This window comes from Pseudomonas sp. IT-196MI5, from assembly GCF_949767415.1.
GTDB lineage: Bacteria > Pseudomonadota > Gammaproteobacteria > Pseudomonadales > Pseudomonadaceae > Aquipseudomonas.
The window spans coordinates 74,411-92,046 of the sequence record NZ_CATKPZ010000084.1; the positions used below are offsets into that span (position 1 = coordinate 74,411).

The following is a 17,636-nucleotide window of genomic DNA, read 5'->3' on the forward strand; positions in this document are numbered from 1 at the left end:
CAAGCGACTGTGATTTTCGATAAGGACACTGCATGAAAAAGGTTCTGTTGTTCACCGCACTGGCGGCTGCCCTGACGGCAGGCCTGGCCCAGGCTGGCGAGAAACTGGTGGTTGCCGCGACCCCGGTCCCACACGCCGAGATTCTCGAGCTGATCAAGCCAACCCTCGCCAAAGAAGGCGTGGACCTGGAAATCAAAGTCTTCACCGACTATGTTCAGCCGAACGTGCAGGTCGACCAGAAGCGTCTGGACGCCAACTACTTCCAGACCCTGCCGTACCTGAAGAGCTTCAACGAAGGTAAAGGCACTCACCTGGAAACCGTGATTGGCGTGCACGTTGAACCTTTCGGCGGCTACTCGAAGAAAGTCAAAACCCTGGCTGAGCTCAAAGATGGCGCGACCATCGCCATCCCGAACGAAGGCAGCAATAGCGGCCGAGCCCTGATCCTGCTGCAGAAGGCTGGCCTGATCGAGTTGAAAGACCCGAATAACGCCGTGTCGACGCCGAAAGACATCGCCAAGAACCCGCACAACTTCAAGTTCAAGGAGCTTGAGTCGGCCATGTTGCCGCGTGTGCTGGATCAGGTCGACCTGGACATGATCAACACCAACTACGCACTGGAAGCGGGCCTGAACCCGGCGAAAGACGCGCTGATCATTGAAGGTGCTGATTCGCCTTACGTGAACTACCTGGTGGCCCGTCCGGACAACAAGGACAGCGTTGCCATCCAGAAACTGGCCAAGGCCCTGACCAGCCCGGAAGTGAAAGCATTCATCGAGAAGAAGTACAGCGGCGCGGTACTGCCGGCGTTCTGATTCGCGAAGCAAACCCCTTTAAGGTTTCAAACGCCGACGGCTGATTTAGCGTCGGCGTTTTTTTATGTGTGTTGGTTTACCAGTGGCGAGGACGCTTTTGTGGCGATGCGGCGGTCCGACAAGCCCCCTCGCCACAAAGAGCCTTTTGACTCTGGAGTTACTCAGGTCGGCCCGGCCTTCAAGGCCCTGCGCAACGCCATCAATAATTTCAGAATGTCCTGCGGATCCAGCCGTTGCGGCGTTGGTTCGTCTGTCATGTTCTCGTCCTTGTGAGGTTTGGCCGCAAGTCTGGCCAAAATGGGTGCGTCCCTGGAGCTGTGTTTCGAAAAAAAGATCCTTCCTACGGCGCAAGGGAAAATAGACGTCCTCCATCGTCCCGGCAAATCAAGCGCCGTTCAATCCGGCCAATACCATGCCGGTTCATCCAGCATGCGCTGGCCGACAATTGCGGTCTGGCCAAGATTTTTTTCCAGCACGATGCAGTTGCAGTCGGGGTCTTGCTGCAATGCCGAAATCAAGCGCCGGGCATGGGACACCACCCACACCTGGCACTGCCCGCAGGCGCGGATGATCAAGCGCGCCAGCGCCGGCAGCAGATCCGGATGCAGGCTGGTTTCCGGCTCGTTCAACACCATCAGTGTCGGCGGCCGTGGTGTCAGCAGTGCGGCGACCAGCAGCAAATAGCGCAACGTCCCGTCCGACAACTCCGCCGCCGACAACGGCCGCAACAACCCCTCCTGATGAAACTCGATGGCGAAGCGCCCGCCCGACAGCGGTTCGATGGCCAGCCTGGCGCCGGGAAACGCGTCGCTGATCGCGGCTCGCAATGCCTCGGGATCGCCGATTTCGATGATCGTTTGCAAGGCCGCCGCCAGGTCGCGTCCGTCGTGGTGCAGCACCGGCGTGCGGGTGCCCAGTTGCGGCTGGCGCACCGGGGCGTCGGCGTCGCTGCGAAAGTGATCGTAAAAGCGCCAGCGGCGGATGAACTCGCGCATCTGCAAGACTTCCGGCGAGGTGCGAAAACTGCCGACCTGGTCGAACAGGCTGTCGAAAATCGGCGTGTGCTGGGCCAACACTTCCCAACCGCGACCGACGCGGGCGCGGATCATCGGTCCGTCGCGATCCACCAGCAGGCTGGCGGGGCGGTAGAGCGGTCCGGACCAGATGCATTCCTTTTTGATCTCCGGGTCGAGGGAGAACGTTGACTGGCTCGGCTCGGGCAGCCCGAGGGCAATCGAGTAGCTGAAATCGTCACCGGCGAATCCCAGGCGCAGGCGTTTGACGCCCCGTCGAACGCTGGCTTCAATCGGCACTTCACCGTTTTGCATACGCCGGGTGATGGTTTCCGGGCCCGCCCAGAAGGTCGAATTCAGCCCGCCTTCACGGGCCAGCGCATTGACTACGCCGCCCTGAGCGGTTTCCGCCAGCAGGCGCAGCGCACGGTAAAGGTTGGATTTACCGCTGCCATTAGGGCCGGTGATCAGATTCAGCCGGCCCAGCGGGATCACCAATTTGTTGATCGAACGGTAATTGGCCACCGCGAGGGTCTTGAGCATATAGGTTCCTGAGGCGAGATCGAGCGGGCTCATTTTCAGGTACGTGCAGGCGTCTATGACACGTGTTTTTGAGGGAAAACGTTATGAATTGTTTCTTCATAAAGGGAGCGTGCGCGGTTGGAATCCTGTTCTAAGCTCTCTGTCGAGTTGTCCATAAAAAAGGCCAAGGAGTTTGCATGGCGGTTCCCGGATTGAAAGTAGTCATGGCCTTGAGTGTCGTCACCCTGCTAACGGCTTGCGAGGAAAAAAAGCCCGTGCAGGAGTACCTGCCACGGGTGTTCGTGCAGGTCGTCAAACCAGCGGATTACGCGGCCTCGGTCACCCTCACCGGTGATATCCAGGCGCGGGTACAGACGGAGTTGTCTTTCCGCGTCGGTGGCAAGATCATCCAGCGCTCGGTTGACGTCGGTGATCGTGTGACCGCCAAGCAAGTGCTCGCCCGGCTCGACCCCAAGGATCTACAGACCAATGTCGACTCGGCCCAGGCACAAGTGGTCGCCGAACAGGCGCGGGTGAAGCAGAGCGCGCAGGCGTTCGTACGTCAGCAAAAACTCTTGCCCAAGGGCTACACCAGCCAGAGCGAATACGACTCTGCTGAGGCCGCCTTGCACAGCAGCCAGAGCGCTCTGAGCGCAGCCCAGGCGCAGTTGGCCAATGCCCGGGATCAGTTGAGCTATACGGCGCTGATTGCCGATGCGCCGGGGATCATTACCGAGCGTCAGGCGGAAGTCGGCCAGGTGGTGCAGGCGACGATGCCGATCTTCAGCCTGGCCCGGGACGGCGACCGTGATGCGGTGTTCAACGTTTATGAATCGCTGCTGGCCGAGAAGCCGAAGGATGAAACCATCGTCCTGAGTCTGCTCGACAACCCTGCGATCAAGACCACTGGCACCGTACGTGAAATCACCCCGTCGGTGTCGGCGCAATCCGGCACCGTGCAGGTCAAGGTCGGTCTGGACAGCCTGCCCGACGGCATGCAATTGGGCTCGGTGGTGAGTGCCACGGCCAAGGGGTCGGGCAAGTCGGTCATCGAGTTGCCGTGGTCGGCGCTGACCAAAAACATCAGCAATCCCGCTGTCTGGATTGTCGACGACAAGGGCAAGGCACAATTGCATTCGGTGACGGTCAGCCGCTACCTGACGGGCAAGGTCATCGTCAGTGGCGGGTTGAAGGACGGGGACAAAGTCATCATCGCTGGCGGGCAACTGTTGCACCCGGACATGGAAGTCGAGATTGCCGAAGACACTTACAAGGACCTGACGTGGGGAGCCAAGCCATGAAGCCTTTATGGGCGTTGTCCATCGGGCTGGTGCTGAGCGCCTGCTCCAAAAACGAACCGCCGCCGGCGCCAGTACGGCCGGTGCTGTCGATCAAGGTCCAGGCCTTGAGCGAAGAGGACCTGGGTCGCTTCGCCGGCAGTATCCAGGCACGCTATGAAAGCAATACCGGGTTCCGCGTGGGCGGGCGAATCGCCAGTCGTAACGTCGATGTCGGCGCCGAGGTCGAGAAGGGCACATTGCTCGCCACCCTCGATCCTGCAGATCAGCAGAACCAATTGCGCTCGGCCCAGGGCGATCTGGCGAAAATCCAGGCGCAGCTGATCAACGCCAAGGCCACTGCCCAGCGTCAGCAAGCCTTGTTTGACCGCGGGGTCGGCGCGCAAGCGCAACTCGATGAGGCCAACACGGACCTGAAAACCACCCAGGCCTCCCTCGATCAGGCCCGGGCGGCCGTTAACCAGAGCAAGGACCAGTTGGACTACACCGAGTTGCGCGCCGACCATAAAGCCGTAGTCACCGCGTGGAGCGCCGAGGCCGGGCAAGTGGTCACGGCCGGTCAGCAAGTGGTGACCCTGGCGCAGCCGGACATCAAGGAAGCGGTAATCGACCTGCCCGATACCCTGGTCGATCAACTGCCCAGCGATGTGGTGTTCCTGGTCGCCGCGCAACTCGATCCGAGCATCAACACCACCGCCATCATCCGTGAAATCGAACCGCAGGCCCAAAGCGCCACACGCACCCGTCGCGCCCGCCTGACCCTGGCCGAAACACCACCAGGCTTTCGCTTGGGTACGGCCATCAGCGTCACCCTGAGCTCGGCGATCAAGCCGCGCATCGAGTTGCCTGTCACTGCGCTGCAGGAGGTCGATGGCAAGCCACGCATCTGGGTGATCGATGCACAGAGTAAAACCGTCTCCCCCCGTGACGTCACCGTGATCAGCCGCACCGACAGCACTGTAGTGCTGGCCGACGGCGTGAAGAACGGCGAGCGAGTGGTCAGTGCCGGTGTGAACAGCCTCAAACCGGGGCAACAAGTGAAAATCGACGAGGACAGTCAATGAAAGGGCCTTTCAACCTCTCGGAATGGGCCCTCAAGCATCAGTCGTTCATCTGGTATCTGATGTTCGTTGCGTTGCTGATGGGTGTGTTCTCGTACTTCAACCTGGGACGCGAAGAAGACCCTTCGTTCACCATCAAAACCATGGTGATCCAGAGCAAATGGCCGGGGGCGACCCAGGAGGAAACCCTCAAGCAGATCACCGACCGGATCGAGAAAAAGCTCGAAGAGCTCGACTCCCTCGACTACGTGAAAAGCTACACGCGCCCCGGTGAATCGACGGTGTACGTGTACCTGCGCGACACCACCAATGCCAAGGACATCCCGCAGATCTGGTACCAGGTTCGCAAGAAGATCAACGACATCAAATACCAGTTCCCGCAAGGCATACAGGGGCCGTCATTCAACGATGAGTTCGGTGACGTCTTCGGCTCGATCTACGCCTTCACCGCCGACGGCCTGACGCTGCGTCAGTTGCGCGACTACGTGGAACAGGCGCGCATGGAAATTCGCGGTGTGCCGGGGCTGGGCAAGATCGAAATGGTCGGCCAGCAGGACGAAGTGCTGTACCTGAACTTCTCCACGCGCAAACTCGCAGCGCTGGGCATCGATGAGCGTCAGGTGGTGCAGAGCCTGCAAACCCAGAACGCCGTGACCCCGGCGGGTGTCATCGAGGCCGGGCCGGAGCGGATATCGGTGCGCACTTCAGGGAAGTTCGCTTCGGAGAAAGACCTGGCCGAGGTCAACCTCAAGCTCAACGACCGCTACTATCGTCTGGCCGACATTGCCGAAATCAGCCGTGGCTACGTCGATCCGGCCTCGCCGGAATTCCGCTACAACGGCAAGCAGGCCATCGGCCTGGCGATCGCCATGCAGAAGGGTGGCAACGTCCAGGCATTCGGCAAGGCTTTGCACACCCGTATCGACGAGTTGACCGCCGACCTGCCGGTCGGTGTCGGCATTTACAACGTCTCCGACCAGGCCGTGGTGGTGGAGGAAGCCGTCGGCGGCTTTACCAGCGCGTTGTTTGAAGCGGTGGTGATCGTGCTGCTGGTCAGCTTCGTCAGCCTCGGTGTGCGCGCCGGGCTGGTGGTGGCGTGCTCGATCCCGTTGGTACTGGCGATGGTGTTCGTGTTCATGGAGTACAGCGGCATCACCATGCAGCGGATTTCCCTCGGGGCACTGATCATCGCCCTCGGCCTGCTGGTGGACGATGCGATGATCACCGTGGAAATGATGGTCACCCGTCTGGAATTGGGCGAGACCAAGGAGCAGGCGGCGACCTTCGCCTACACCTCCACGGCGTTCCCGATGCTCACCGGCACGCTGGTGACCGTGGCGGGCTTCGTGCCGATCGGCTTGAACGCCAGCTCCGCCGGTGAATACACCTACACCCTGTTTGCGGTGATTGCCTGTGCGATGCTGGTGTCGTGGGTGGTGGCGGTGCTGTTTGCGCCGGTGATCGGCGTGCACATCCTCAGCACCAACGTGAAACCCCACGAAGGCGAACCCGGGCGCATCGGCAAGGCGTTCAACGGCGGGCTGCTGTGGTGCATGCGCAATCGCTGGTGGGCCATTGGCATCACCGTGCTGTGCTTTGTACTGGCGGTGTTCAGCATGCGTTTTGTGCAGAATCAGTTCTTCCCGTCTTCGGATCGTCCGGAAATCCTGGTGGACCTGAACCTTCCGCAAAACGCCTCGCTCGACGAAACCCGTCGGGCGGTCGATCGTCTCGAAGCCACGCTCAAGGACGATCCGGACATCGTGCGCTGGAGCACCTATGTCGGTCAGGGTGCCATCCGCTTCTACCTGCCACTGGACCAGCAACTGCAAAACCCGTTCTACGCGCAGTTGGTGATCGTCAGCAAAGGCCATACCCGCGAGGCCATGATGCAGAAGCTTCGCGAGCGCTTGCGCAACGACTTCGTCGGCATCGGCAGTTATGTCCAGGCACTGGAAATGGGCCCGCCGGTAGGGCGTCCGATCCAGTACCGGGTCAGCGGCAAAGACGTCGATCAGGTGCGCCGCCATGCCATCGACCTGGCCACCGAGCTGGACAAGAACCCGCACGTTGGCGAGATCATCTACGACTGGAACGAACCGGGCAAAGTCCTGCGCATCGACATCGCCCAGGACAAGGCGCGGCAATTGGGGCTGTCTTCCGAGGATGTGGCCAACCTGATGAACGGCATCGTCAGCGGCCAGGCGGTGACCCAGGTCGACGACGACATCTATCTGATCAACGTGGTCGGTCGCGCGGTGGATTCCGAGCGCGGTACGCCGGAAACCCTGCAGAACCTGCAGATCGTCACGCCTGGCGGCACGTCGATTCCGTTGCTGGCGTTCGCCACGGTGCGTTACGAACTGGAGCAGCCGTTGGTATGGCGTAGGGATCGCTTGCCGACCATCACCATCAAGGCAGCAATACGCGACGAGATCCAGCCGACCGACCTGGTGAAAATCCTCAAGCCGTCCATCGATGCTTTCGCAGCCAAATTACCCGCGGGTTACAAGGTCGCCACCGGTGGTACGGTGGAGGAAAGCGGCAAGGCCCAGGGACCGATTGCCAAGGTCGTGCCGCTGATGCTGTTCTTGATGGCGACCTTCCTGATGATCCAGCTGCACAGCGTGCAGAAGCTGTTCCTGGTGGCCAGCGTCGCGCCGCTGGGGCTGATCGGCGTGGTGATCGCGCTGGTGCCGACGGGCACGCCGATGGGCTTCGTGGCGATCCTCGGGATTCTGGCGCTGATTGGTATCATCATTCGTAACTCGGTGATCCTGGTGACCCAGATCGAGGAATACGAGCAGAAGGGCTATGCGCCGTGGGATGCGGTGGTGCAGGCCACCGAACATCGACGTCGGCCGATCCTGTTGACCGCGGCGGCGGCGAGCATGGGGATGATCCCGATTGCCCGGGAAGTGTTCTGGGGGCCGATGGCCTACGCAATGATCGGCGGGATCGTCATCGCCACCTTGCTGACGCTGTTGTTTTTGCCGGCGCTGTATGTGGCCTGGTACAAGATTCGCGAGCCGAAGAAAGAGGTGCAGTAAAGCGAGCGCTTCGCGCTCATCGCGAGCAAGCTCGCTCCCACAGGGGTTATGTGAACGCCCGAGATCCAATGTGGGAGCGAGCTTGCTCGCGATGGCGTCCGAATGGACTACACAGCCTTACGCCAGACACTCGCCAACCAAGGCTGCTGCTCCCGCGGCAGCCCGGCCGGCCGGTAGTAATGCTCCAGCTCCACAAACCCCGCCTCGGTCAACAATTGCTGCCAGGCCGCCAGGTCGTGATACGACCCATAACGCGCCCCGTTCCAGCCTTCCTGATTCTCGCCACGGGGATTGGAACTGAACAACACCCCACCCGGTTTCAGCGCCGCGCGCAGTTGCTTCAACACCCGAGGCAATTCCTGACGAGGAACATGAAACAGCACCGCATTGGCAAATATCCCGTCGAAACGCTCGGCCGGCAGATCAAGCTTCAGGAAGTCCTGCTGCCACACCTCGCACCCGCTGTCCTCACGGGCCATCTGCGCGAGTTTTTCCGAACCGTCGAGGCCGACCGCCTTGTGGCCCATGCGGGTGAAGGTTTGCAGATCACGTCCCGGTCCACAGCCGAAGTCGAGAATGTCGAAAGGCGCCTCGCCCTGAATATGCCGCAGCAGGGCATCGATGTTCTGGCTGACGTCGTGGTCGCGCGTGCCTTCACGAAAGTCCTCGGCGACCGCGTTGTAATGACCGAGGGTCGTGGAGGTGATCTGTTCGAGGTCGTCGGGTGTTTGCTTCATGGTCGGCTGCGCAGGCAAGTGGGATCGTCTGAATATACGCCAAGAGGCTTGAGGCTGCTGCGCAGCCTATCGCGAGCAAGCTCGCTCCCACAGGGTTTTGGGTTGGCCACAAAATTTGTGTTCAACACCGTTCCACTGTGTGAGCGAGCTTGCTCGCGATGGCGGTGGCACTGAAGGCCAATGATTAAGATCAGACTCAGCCCTGTTTCATCCCCAGACACTCAATGGAGTGATCCACCATCGCCTTGGCAATCTCCAGCAAATGCCAGATCGAGTACACCATCGCCCGGTCGGCGCCCTCGAGTTGATCGCCACACTGATACGCCGTGACCGACGCACAGCGCAGCAGGTCGGCGACATAGAGCTGGGTGTCTTCAAAACTCACGTCCTTGCTGACGTTGTAGAAGCGCATTTCATCGGTTGGTGCGGGTTGCTTGCCGGTGAGGTGGAAATCAATGGCTCGGTAAAGCGCGGAACGATCTCTGAGCAAATCGTCGGTGACGGTTTCGTTGGTAGGGTTTTCGGGAGGCGGATCGGGTACGGGTTTCTTCATTGGTAAAACTCCTAGTGCTAATGGGAGCCAACCGATATCGCGACTAAACGAACAGGGGTGGCGGCTGCACGCAGGTTAGTCGACCGGTCACCAGGAAACCCGGCGCACCCAAGGGTGCCCTGCGCACAGCCACCATAACTTTCAGGTAATAAAAAACACCTGACATGAGGTGGCGCTGTACGCCTGGTAAAATCCGGGCGACTAAACCCGATCACTGATGAGCAGTGACGGACCGAGACTAGCCACGGAATTCGGCAGGCGCAAGCGAGCGAAATGATCTAGGAAATGTCCTGCAAAAGAAAGGGAACGGGCCTGCAAAACCGCTGATTTTCCTGTACGAAATATCATCAAGATCGCCACTCGTGTAGGAGCGAGCTTGCTCGCGAAAAACCTGAGGGCGCCACGGGGAATCTGGTTTCCCGCGTTATCGTTGACCTCCATCGCGAGCAGGCTCGCTCCTACAGGGCTAGCGCTTGTTCACCCCCCGCGCCAACCGATCCCCACCCAACTGAATCACCGCCACCAACGCCACCAGCAGCACAATCACCGTCAACATGATCTGGCTATCAAACCGCTGATACCCATACCGATACGCAATGTCCCCCAGTCCACCGGCGCCAATCGCCCCGGCCATGGCCGACGAGTTGATCATGGTCACCAGGGTGATGGTGAACCCGCCAACAATCCCCGGCAGCGCTTCCGGCAACAACACGTGCCAGACGATGTGCCAACGCCGGCAGCCCATGGCTTGTGCCGCTTCGATCAATCCATGATCGACCTCGCGCAAGCTGACCTCGGCAATGCGCGCAAAGAACGGTGTAGCCGCGATGGTCAACGGCACCACGGCCGCCCATACGCCATAGGTGGTACCGACGATCAATCGGGTGAACGGAATCAGCGCCACCATCAGAATCAAAAACGGGACTGAGCGGAATAAATTCACGAATGCGCCCAAAGCACGGTTCAGCGCTGGCGCTTCGTAGATGCCGCCCCTGGAGCTGGTGACGAGAATGACCGCCAGCGGAATGCCCGCCAACAGTGCGATCAACGACGACACGCCGACCATCAGGAACGTGTCGATGAAGCCTTGCAGCAAGCGATCAAACCACATAGCCCAATATCTCCACCTGTTGCGCCCAATGGGAGGCGCGTTGACGCAACTCTTCGGTACCGAGAGTCGAACCGGTCACTGCCAGCAGCAGTTGCCCGAGGGCATGGCCCTGAATCCGTTCCACGCCGCCTTGCAGCAATCGCACACGGCCGCCGAGGGCGCTGAACAGTGCCGCCAGGTCCGGTTCGTCGCGTTGGCTGCCAGTGAACTGCAGGCGCAGGACCACGGCTGCGTCCGAGGACTTTGGCTGCGCCTGCAAACGGTTTTGCAGCTCTTTGGGCAATGCGTGTTGCAACGGCGCCAGCAATGTCTTGCTGACCTCGTGCTGCGGATTGCCGAACACTTCCCACACCGGCCCTTGCTCGACGATGCGCCCGTGTTCGAGCACGACCACGCGATCACAGATCTCACGGATCACCGCCATCTCGTGGGTGATCAGCACAATCGTCAGCCCCAAGCGTTGATTGATCTCGCGCAGCAGGCCGAGGATCGACTGCGTGGTCTCCGGGTCGAGCGCCGAAGTGGCTTCGTCGCACAGCAGAACTTCCGGGTCATGCACCAGCGCCCGGGCAATGCCCACGCGCTGTTTCTGTCCGCCGGACAACTGCGCCGGGTAAGCCTTGTGCTTGGCCTGCAAGCCCACCAGCTCCAACAGTTCACGGACCTTCTGCTCGCGTTGTTCCTTGGGCACGCCGGCGACTTTCAGCGGCAACTCGACGTTCTGCCAAACGGTCTTGGCCGACATCAGGTTGAAGTGCTGGAAGATCATGCCGATGCGCCGTCGCAGCGCCACCAGGCGGTCTTCGTCGAACTCGCCGATGTCCACCTGATCGATCAGCACCCGCCCACTGCTCGGCTGTTCCAGGCGGTTGATGGTGCGGATCAGCGACGACTTGCCGGCGCCGCTGCGGCCGATGATGCCGAACACTTCGCCGCGCTGGATCGCCAGGTCGATGCCGTGCAACGCGGCCACCGGGCCTTGCTGGCCGTTGTAGGTTTTGCCCAGATTGATGAAGCGCACATGAGCGCGATTGAGCTCGGGATGCAGCTCGGTTTGTTCAGCATGCTCTGATAAAAGGCGCGGCTCTGGAATCTCCAGTCGCCGTTGAATGGCGGCACTCATGCTCAGCTTTCCCAGCCGGCTTGATAGAGCTTGCCGTGGGCCTTATCCAGTGCCGCGCGAACGGCCGGTGAGTGCTGGTAGATGTCGACGAACTTGATCAGGCGCGGGTCGGTTTTGCTCTTGGGCTGGATCACGAACTGAATCACGTACTCCTTGTGATCGAGGCCGTCGAACAGCAGCGCGGAGCCGGCATCGAAGGTTTTCGACAAGCGAATGTAGGCCGGGTAACCCTGCACCAGATCGGCATCGTCATAGGCGCGTACCAGTTGCACGGCTTCGACCTGGAGGATCTTGATGTGCTTCGGGTTGGCGACGATGTCTTCTTCGGTGGCCTTGTAGCCGACGCCGGGCTTGAGGGTGATCAAGCCGGCCTTGGCCAGCAGCTGTAAGCCGCGACCGCTGTTGATCGGATCGTTGGCGATGGCCACGCTGGCGCCTTGCGGCAGTTCATCGAAATTTTTGTATTTCTTCGAGTAGAGGCCGACGTTGTTGATGATCCCCGGCGCGAATGGCACCAGGTCGAAACCCGAGGCGGCCTTGGCGTTTTCCAGGAATGGGATGTGCTGGAAGTAATTCACGTCGATGTCGCCGGCGGCGAGGCTGACGTTCGGCGCGATCCAGTCAGTGAACTCCACCAGCTCGACTTTCAGGCCTTGTTTGCCGGCTTCTTCGACGGCGGCTTCAAGGGGAATGGCGAAGGCGGCGGTGGTGCCGATTTTCAGCGGCGCGTCGGCGGCGAAGGTCACCGAGCTGAACAGGCCGAGGGCCAGGGCCAGTGCTTTGACTGGGTGGGAGAGATAGTGCTTTTTCATGATGAGTTATCCAGTCAGTGCATTAAGTTTGTGGTGTCTGTTCGGGCCTCATCGCGAGCAAGCTCGCTCCCACAGGGGTTATGTGAACACCCGAGATCCACTGTGGGAGCGAGCTTGCTCGCGATGCTTTTAGCGTCGGTAAGTCGAGCCAATGTGTTGCTCAGGCAAAAACGCCTCTTCGCGAAAGAGCTTCTCGCGCAAGGTCCCGTCGTCGTACGCAGTCTTGTACGAGCCCCGCCGTTGCAACTCGGGGATCACCAGCTCAATGAAATCCACATAGCTTTCCGGGGTGACGATGCGGGTCAGGTTGAAGCCATCCAGCCCGGTTTCGGCGATCCAGGATTCCAGTTCATCCGCCACTTGCTGCGGTGAGCCGACCACGGTGATGTAGCGTCCGCCGAGGGCGTGTTGTTCGAGCAGCTTGCGTCGGGTCCAGTCGTTGTTTTGCAGGTGTTTGGTGGCGGACTGGATGGCGTTGCTCTTCACGTACTGGATCGGCTCGTCGATTTCATATTGGGAAAAATCGATCCCGGTGGACGCCGAAAAGTGCGCCACGCCGGCCTCTGCACTGGCGTAGCTCAGGTATTCGGCGTGTTTGGCCCAGGCCAGCTCTTCGGTGGCACCAACGATCACGTTCAACCCCATGAACACCTTGATGTCCTCGGGATTGCGCCCGGCGGAGGCGGCCGCGGCGCGCACCTTGTCCACCTGGGCCTTGGTCGACGCCTTGGTCTGGCCACTGATGAACACGCACTCGGCATGTCGCCCGGCGAACAGCAGGCCGCGATCCGAGCTGCCGGCCTGGAACAGCACTGGCGTGCGCTGGGGCGAGGGTTCGCACAGGTGATAACCCTCGACCTGATAGAACTCGCCCTTGTGCTCGACCTTGTGCACTTTGTCCGGCTGCGCATAGATCCGTTGCCGTGGGTCGTTGAGCACCGCACCGTTTTCCCAACTGCCTTCCAGGAGTTTGTAGAGCACCTCCAGGTATTCGTCGGCCTGGTCATAGCGGCGGTCATGCTCGACCTGTTCGCTCAGGCCCATGGCCTTGGCGGCGCTGTCGAGATAGCCGGTGACGATGTTCCAGCCGACCCGCCCACGGCTCAGGTGGTCCAGCGTCGACAGGCGGCGGGCGAACAGATACGGCGCTTCGTAGGTGAGGTTGGCGGTCAGGCCGAAACCAAGGTTTTTCGTCACCGCCGCCATCGCTGAAACCAGCAGCAGCGGATCGTTGACCGGCAACTGGATCGACTCTTTCAACGGCACGTCCACCGAGTTCTGGTAAACGTCGTAGACCCCGACGATGTCGGCGATGAACAGGCCGTCGAACAGCCCGCGCTCCAGCAGTTGCGCCAGTTCAGTCCAGTATTCGATCGTGTTGTAGCGGGTGGATGTGTCGCGCGGATGCGTCCACAGGCCGTGGTTGATGTGCCCGATGCAATTCATGTTGAACGCGTTGAGCAGGATTTTCTTTTTCGCGGCGGTCATTAAATGGTCCCCCGCAATGGCGGGTTTTCATCGTTGAGGTAGTAATTGCCGACGGCGTGGTACTTCCAGCGCACCGGGTCGTGCAGGGTGTGCACCCGGGCGTTGCGCCAGTGGCGGTCGAGGCCGTGTTCGATCAAGGTCGCCTGGCTGCCGGCCAGTTCGAACAGCGTGCTGCCGGCGGCCAGGGAGATTTCGGTGCTCAGGGCGCGGGCTTCGGCGATGGCAATCGACGCTACGGCGACGGTCTCGGCGTTCGTATTTGCCTGGGCCTGGTCGAGGTATTCACCGGCACGCTCCAGCAGTGCCTCGGCGGCGTGCAGGCGAATGCTCAGGTGGCCGAAGCTCTTGAGGGTCAGCGGATCGTCCGTGGCTTTTTCGTGGGTGGCGTCGATCCACGGCCGGGTCTTGCTGCGCACGAAGTGCAGCGCATCTTCATAGGCGGCGCGGGCGATGCCGGTGTCGATGGCGGCATGGAGAATCTGCGCCAACGGGCCGACCGGGGTCGGGCGTTCGAAAGCGCTCTGAAAGGGGATCACATCTTCGGCAGCGACGTAGACATCTTCGAACACCACCGAACCACTGCCGGTGGTGCGCTGGCCGAAGCCGCTCCAGTCGTCGATCACGCTCAGGCCCTTGCTGTTGCGCGGGACGAACGCCAGTTGCTGCACGCCGTTTTCATCCACCACCGAAGTGGGAATGCGCTGGGCGTAGATCGCGCCGGTGGCGTAGAACTTGCGGCCATTGATGCGATAGCCGCTGGCGTCCCGGGCCAGACTGGTGACGCGATCGTGGGCGGTTTTGGTGCCCAGTTCGGCCAACGCATTGCCGAAGCGCTGGCCGGCCAAGACTTCGGCGTACAGGCGTTTTTTCTGCTCGTGGCTGCCGTTCACCCGCAATACTTCCAGCGCATAAAAATGGTTCTGCGGGATCTGCCCCAGGGAGCCGTCGGCCCGGGCGATCAAGGCGATGACCTTGGCCAGGGTGACGTTGGAAACACCGGCGCCGCCGTATTCCTTCGGCACGCTGATGCCCCACAGGCCCGAGCGGGAAAACACTTCCAGTTCCGGGTGTGGCAAGCGGCGATCGCGGTCGCGTGTGGCGCTGTCGCGCTTGAAGTCTTCGGCAAGGTCGCTGGCGACGATCAGGGCTTGTTCATCGCTGGTGATGACCGCGACGGGGTGAGAACTTGTCATGTGTTTCTCCAGAGCGCTGGTAAAAAGTGTTCTGGTCGTCAGATCCAGGAATGGCGATTAGGCAGCGTGCCGTTGAGGCGATAGGCGCCGATCGCGTGATACTTCCACCGCACCGGATCGTGCAGGGTGTGCACCCGTGCGTTGCGCCAGTGGCGGTCGAGGTTGAATTCGGCGAGGGTCGCGCGGCTGCCGGCCAGTTCGAGCAGCTTTTCGCTGGCCAGCAACGAAATCTCGGTGGTCAGCACTTTGGCTTCGGCCACGGCAATCGAGGCACGGGCGGCGGACTCGGCGGTGAAGGGTGCGGCGCTCACGTCATCGAGCACTTGCCCGGCCTTGCGCAGCAGCGCTTCGGCGGCGTGCAGTTCGATTTTCAACCTGCCGATATCGGCGATCACGTACAGGTCATCGCTGGCCCGCTCGACCTTGGCGTCGATCCATGGTCGGGCGCGGGTTTTCACGAAGTCGATGGCGTCGTCGATGGCGCCTCGGGCGATACCGGCGTCGATGGCCGCTTGAATCAGTTGCGAGACGGCACCCTGGATGTTCGGCGTTTCGTTGATCCGCCAGTTATCCACCACCAGTTCGGAGTCGACCTGCACGTTGTTGAGCAAAATCGTGCCGCTGGCGGTGGTGCGCTGACCAAACCCGGACCAGTCATCGACGATGCGCAAGCCCGGTGTGCCGCGCCGGACGAACGCCAGCACTTGCTTGCCGTCGTCGTTCAACGCCTTGACCGCGACCCAGTGGGCGAACAGTGCGCCGGTGGAATAGAACTTCTGGCCATTGAGGACGCCGTCAGCGGTGATGCGTGCCTTCAGTTCCAGGGTGTTTTTGGTGCCGCGTTCCGGCCCGGCATTGCCGATGCGCCAGCCGTCGAGGACGCTTTTGAACAGTTGTCTTTTCTGTGCTTCGGTGGCGCTGCCGAGCACCAGGTTGAGAATGCCGAACTGGTTTTGCGGGATCTGCCCAAGCGCGGGGTCTGCCGCGGAAATGATTGCGAAAACCTCGGCCAGGGTGACGAACGAAACCTGCGGGCCACCGTACTCGCGGGGGATGGAAATGCTGCCCAGGCCGCTGCGGGTGAACTGTTCGATTTCAGACCATGGGAGCTTGCGCTGCCGGTCACGTTTGGCTGCTTGCAGACGGGCGACTTGCGCCAGTTCGTGGGCCGCCTTGATAGCTTGAGCATCGTTGCTCAAGACTTTTGCGGGCAACAACGGGGGGGCGATGTCCAGGTCACTCTGGACGATTGCATCTGCCAGACTGGACATCAGTGCCGCTCCTTGGCTGCACGCAATGCCCTGGCGATCTGCACTGGGGTGATTGTGTTCCGGACCATACCTACCTCACATCTTATGGAAGCGCCGCTTGTGGCCGCGCATGAAAACAAGGATGTCCGGTGGTCCGGTGTATATACCCTAAACGTGTATAAATATTTTATGAACTAACTTTTAGGAATATGCATAGAAGGACGTTCTGGGGGAGCGCGATCCCTGTGGCGAGGGGGCTTGCCCCCGTTGGATGCGAAGCATCCGCAAAACCTTTCTGCGCGATTTATTTGAATGGACTCAATTGCAGGGGGCAGGGGCGCTACGCGCCCCAACAGGGGCAAGCCCCCTCGCCACAGGGGTTGTGATCATTTTTCGCGGGGTTCAGCAACCTCGAGGGGCAGTTTCTTCGGGACTTTCAGATAAGGACTGGCACAACCGATCTTCAGCGTGCGAGCCGGTGCCCAGCGGGAGTTGTTACCCACCCGGTCGAGAATGCAGTACGTCACTTCCAGCCGCAGGTCTTCACCGGCTTCGAGGATGATGGCCGGCGGTATCCAGACCTGGATCGGCTGGCCCACATCGGCGGGCTTGAGCCGTGGCAGATCCATGCGCACATCACCCCAGCGCAGGGTGATTTCGTCGTCGACGGCCATGTTCAGGTACGGCTCGATGGTCAAGGGAACACCGCGTTTGACCTGACTCGGATTGACCCCCTGACGGCAAATCGCCTCGGGAATGCCCACCGGTGCCAGGCACTGGTTTTCATCGCCGCACAGTGCAGAGGGTTGGCCGCCGGGGCAGTCGAGTTTGATCTGCACGTTGCGGCTGGCCGATACCGCCGGGCCCCGGCCAACTTGCATGACCCGGTAGTGAATGCGCGATGTACCGTTGGCGACAAAACTTTCAGGCACACGCAGCTGCACCGGTTGGCCGACATCGCAGGCCGTCAACACGCGGGAGGCCACGTAGCAGTTGTCCCAGAACAGTTCGATCAGGTCACCTGCGTCCATGGCGGGGTAGGGTGCCACATCGATCAGCAGGTGCGCCGCGCAAGTGACGTTGATGCCGGTCTTGTTGGATTGCGCCAGGGTCGGGGCCGCAAGCCCGGATTTGTTTGAGGTGCTGTTCATGAAGTCTCCTTGAAGTCTTGCAACGAAGTCCGTTTCTGGAATATCAAAAACTGAAAATCGAACAGAAAAACCATTCATTACTTCGAGTTGAAATAATGAATCAAGCGTGATGAATGTCGCTGGGTGGAGACTAGATAAGAGTCAGGGAGATCGGGTGTCAATAAGATTTGTTAGTGATGAGTGATGTGTGCCGTTATTCAGAAAGTTCCTACGGTTCCAAGTAAATAAACCCTGCCTTTGCGTCGAACTTTTCTTCTAAAAGCTGGGGGAATACTGGCAATTATGTGCAAGTCATCGGCTCTGTCTTGCGAAGGAAGATCTGATTGGATCAGCCCTGTTTAATTGTTGCTGTGCCTATATATGTACCGCACACACGTACAAAATAGGCATGTCGAATAGAGGGGTTTAGTTTGGTATTAATTAGGTGTACTTAGAAGGGGTGGTCACTTCCATCCATGG

At 60.4% G+C, this 17,636-nt stretch carries 14 protein-coding genes; 4 read left to right on the plus strand and 10 right to left on the minus strand.

The features are described from left to right. Window positions 1-32: 32 nt before the first annotated feature. Entirely contained in the window at window positions 33-815 is a 783-nt protein-coding gene (locus tag ACM6IK_RS28495; protein ID WP_223544635.1) for a MetQ/NlpA family ABC transporter substrate-binding protein, read from the plus strand. A 395-nt stretch (window positions 816-1,210) separates the two neighbouring features. On the opposite strand, the gene ACM6IK_RS28500 is transcribed toward ACM6IK_RS28495, so the two are convergent. Next, window positions 1,211-2,371: an AAA family ATPase gene (locus ACM6IK_RS28500; RefSeq protein ID WP_414876953.1), complete on the minus strand. Its 1,161-nt coding sequence runs from the start codon at window positions 2,369-2,371 to the stop codon at window positions 1,211-1,213. 176 nt (window positions 2,372-2,547) lie between these two features. Here ACM6IK_RS28500 and ACM6IK_RS28505 point away from each other — a divergent pair, with 176 nt between their 5' ends. The 3 genes from ACM6IK_RS28505 to ACM6IK_RS28515 are packed head-to-tail and all read left to right on the plus strand — an operon-like array spanning window position 2,548 to window position 7,759. Further along, the gene (locus ACM6IK_RS28505; RefSeq protein WP_414876954.1) at window positions 2,548-3,651 is read left to right on the plus strand and encodes an efflux RND transporter periplasmic adaptor subunit; all 1,104 of its coding nucleotides are present in this window, start codon (window positions 2,548-2,550) and stop codon (window positions 3,649-3,651) included. Continuing rightward, entirely contained in the window at window positions 3,648-4,712 is a 1,065-nt protein-coding gene (locus tag ACM6IK_RS28510) for an efflux RND transporter periplasmic adaptor subunit (protein WP_414876955.1), read from the plus strand. The genes ACM6IK_RS28505 and ACM6IK_RS28510 overlap by 4 nt, the downstream gene beginning before the upstream one ends. Beyond that, window positions 4,709-7,759, plus strand: coding sequence for an efflux RND transporter permease subunit (locus ACM6IK_RS28515; RefSeq protein WP_414876956.1), 3,051 nt, complete (start codon window positions 4,709-4,711; stop codon window positions 7,757-7,759). Before ACM6IK_RS28510 ends, ACM6IK_RS28515 begins: the two co-directional genes overlap by 4 nt. A 107-nt stretch (window positions 7,760-7,866) precedes the next feature. Here ACM6IK_RS28515 and ACM6IK_RS28520 read toward each other — a convergent pair whose 3' ends face one another. From ACM6IK_RS28520 to ACM6IK_RS28560, 9 genes are all read right to left on the minus strand, one after another. Continuing rightward, a complete protein-coding gene (locus ACM6IK_RS28520; RefSeq protein WP_414876957.1) occupies window positions 7,867-8,496 on the minus strand; it encodes a class I SAM-dependent methyltransferase in 630 nt (209 codons plus the stop codon). Between the two features lie 196 nt (window positions 8,497-8,692). Continuing rightward, entirely contained in the window at window positions 8,693-9,049 is a 357-nt protein-coding gene (locus ACM6IK_RS28525) for a DUF6124 family protein (RefSeq protein WP_414876958.1), read from the minus strand. Between the two features lie 466 nt (window positions 9,050-9,515). Further along, the gene (locus ACM6IK_RS28530) at window positions 9,516-10,160 is read right to left on the minus strand and encodes a methionine ABC transporter permease (RefSeq protein WP_414876959.1); all 645 of its coding nucleotides are present in this window, start codon (window positions 10,158-10,160) and stop codon (window positions 9,516-9,518) included. After that, window positions 10,150-11,283: a methionine ABC transporter ATP-binding protein gene (locus ACM6IK_RS28535; protein ID WP_414876960.1), complete on the minus strand. Its 1,134-nt coding sequence runs from the start codon at window positions 11,281-11,283 to the stop codon at window positions 10,150-10,152. Before ACM6IK_RS28535 ends, ACM6IK_RS28530 begins: the two co-directional genes overlap by 11 nt. A gap of 2 nt (window positions 11,284-11,285) precedes the next feature. Further along, the gene (locus tag ACM6IK_RS28540) at window positions 11,286-12,095 is read right to left on the minus strand and encodes a MetQ/NlpA family ABC transporter substrate-binding protein (protein WP_414876961.1); all 810 of its coding nucleotides are present in this window, start codon (window positions 12,093-12,095) and stop codon (window positions 11,286-11,288) included. A 129-nt stretch (window positions 12,096-12,224) separates the two neighbouring features. Further along, a complete protein-coding gene (locus ACM6IK_RS28545; protein ID WP_414876962.1) occupies window positions 12,225-13,583 on the minus strand; it encodes an LLM class flavin-dependent oxidoreductase in 1,359 nt (452 codons plus the stop codon). Continuing rightward, window positions 13,583-14,776 carry an SfnB family sulfur acquisition oxidoreductase gene (locus ACM6IK_RS28550; protein ID WP_414876963.1) on the minus strand — a complete coding sequence of 398 codons (1,194 nt, stop codon included), beginning with the start codon at window positions 14,774-14,776 and terminating at the stop codon, window positions 13,583-13,585. Before ACM6IK_RS28550 ends, ACM6IK_RS28545 begins: the two co-directional genes overlap by 1 nt. Before the next feature lie 38 nt (window positions 14,777-14,814). Then, complete coding sequence (locus ACM6IK_RS28555; protein WP_414876964.1) at window positions 14,815-16,047, minus strand: SfnB family sulfur acquisition oxidoreductase; 1,233 nt, start codon at window positions 16,045-16,047, stop codon at window positions 14,815-14,817. 365 nt (window positions 16,048-16,412) lie between these two features. Next, a complete protein-coding gene (locus ACM6IK_RS28560) occupies window positions 16,413-17,177 on the minus strand; it encodes a hypothetical protein (RefSeq protein WP_414876965.1) in 765 nt (254 codons plus the stop codon). Window positions 17,178-17,636 lie beyond the last annotated feature (459 nt).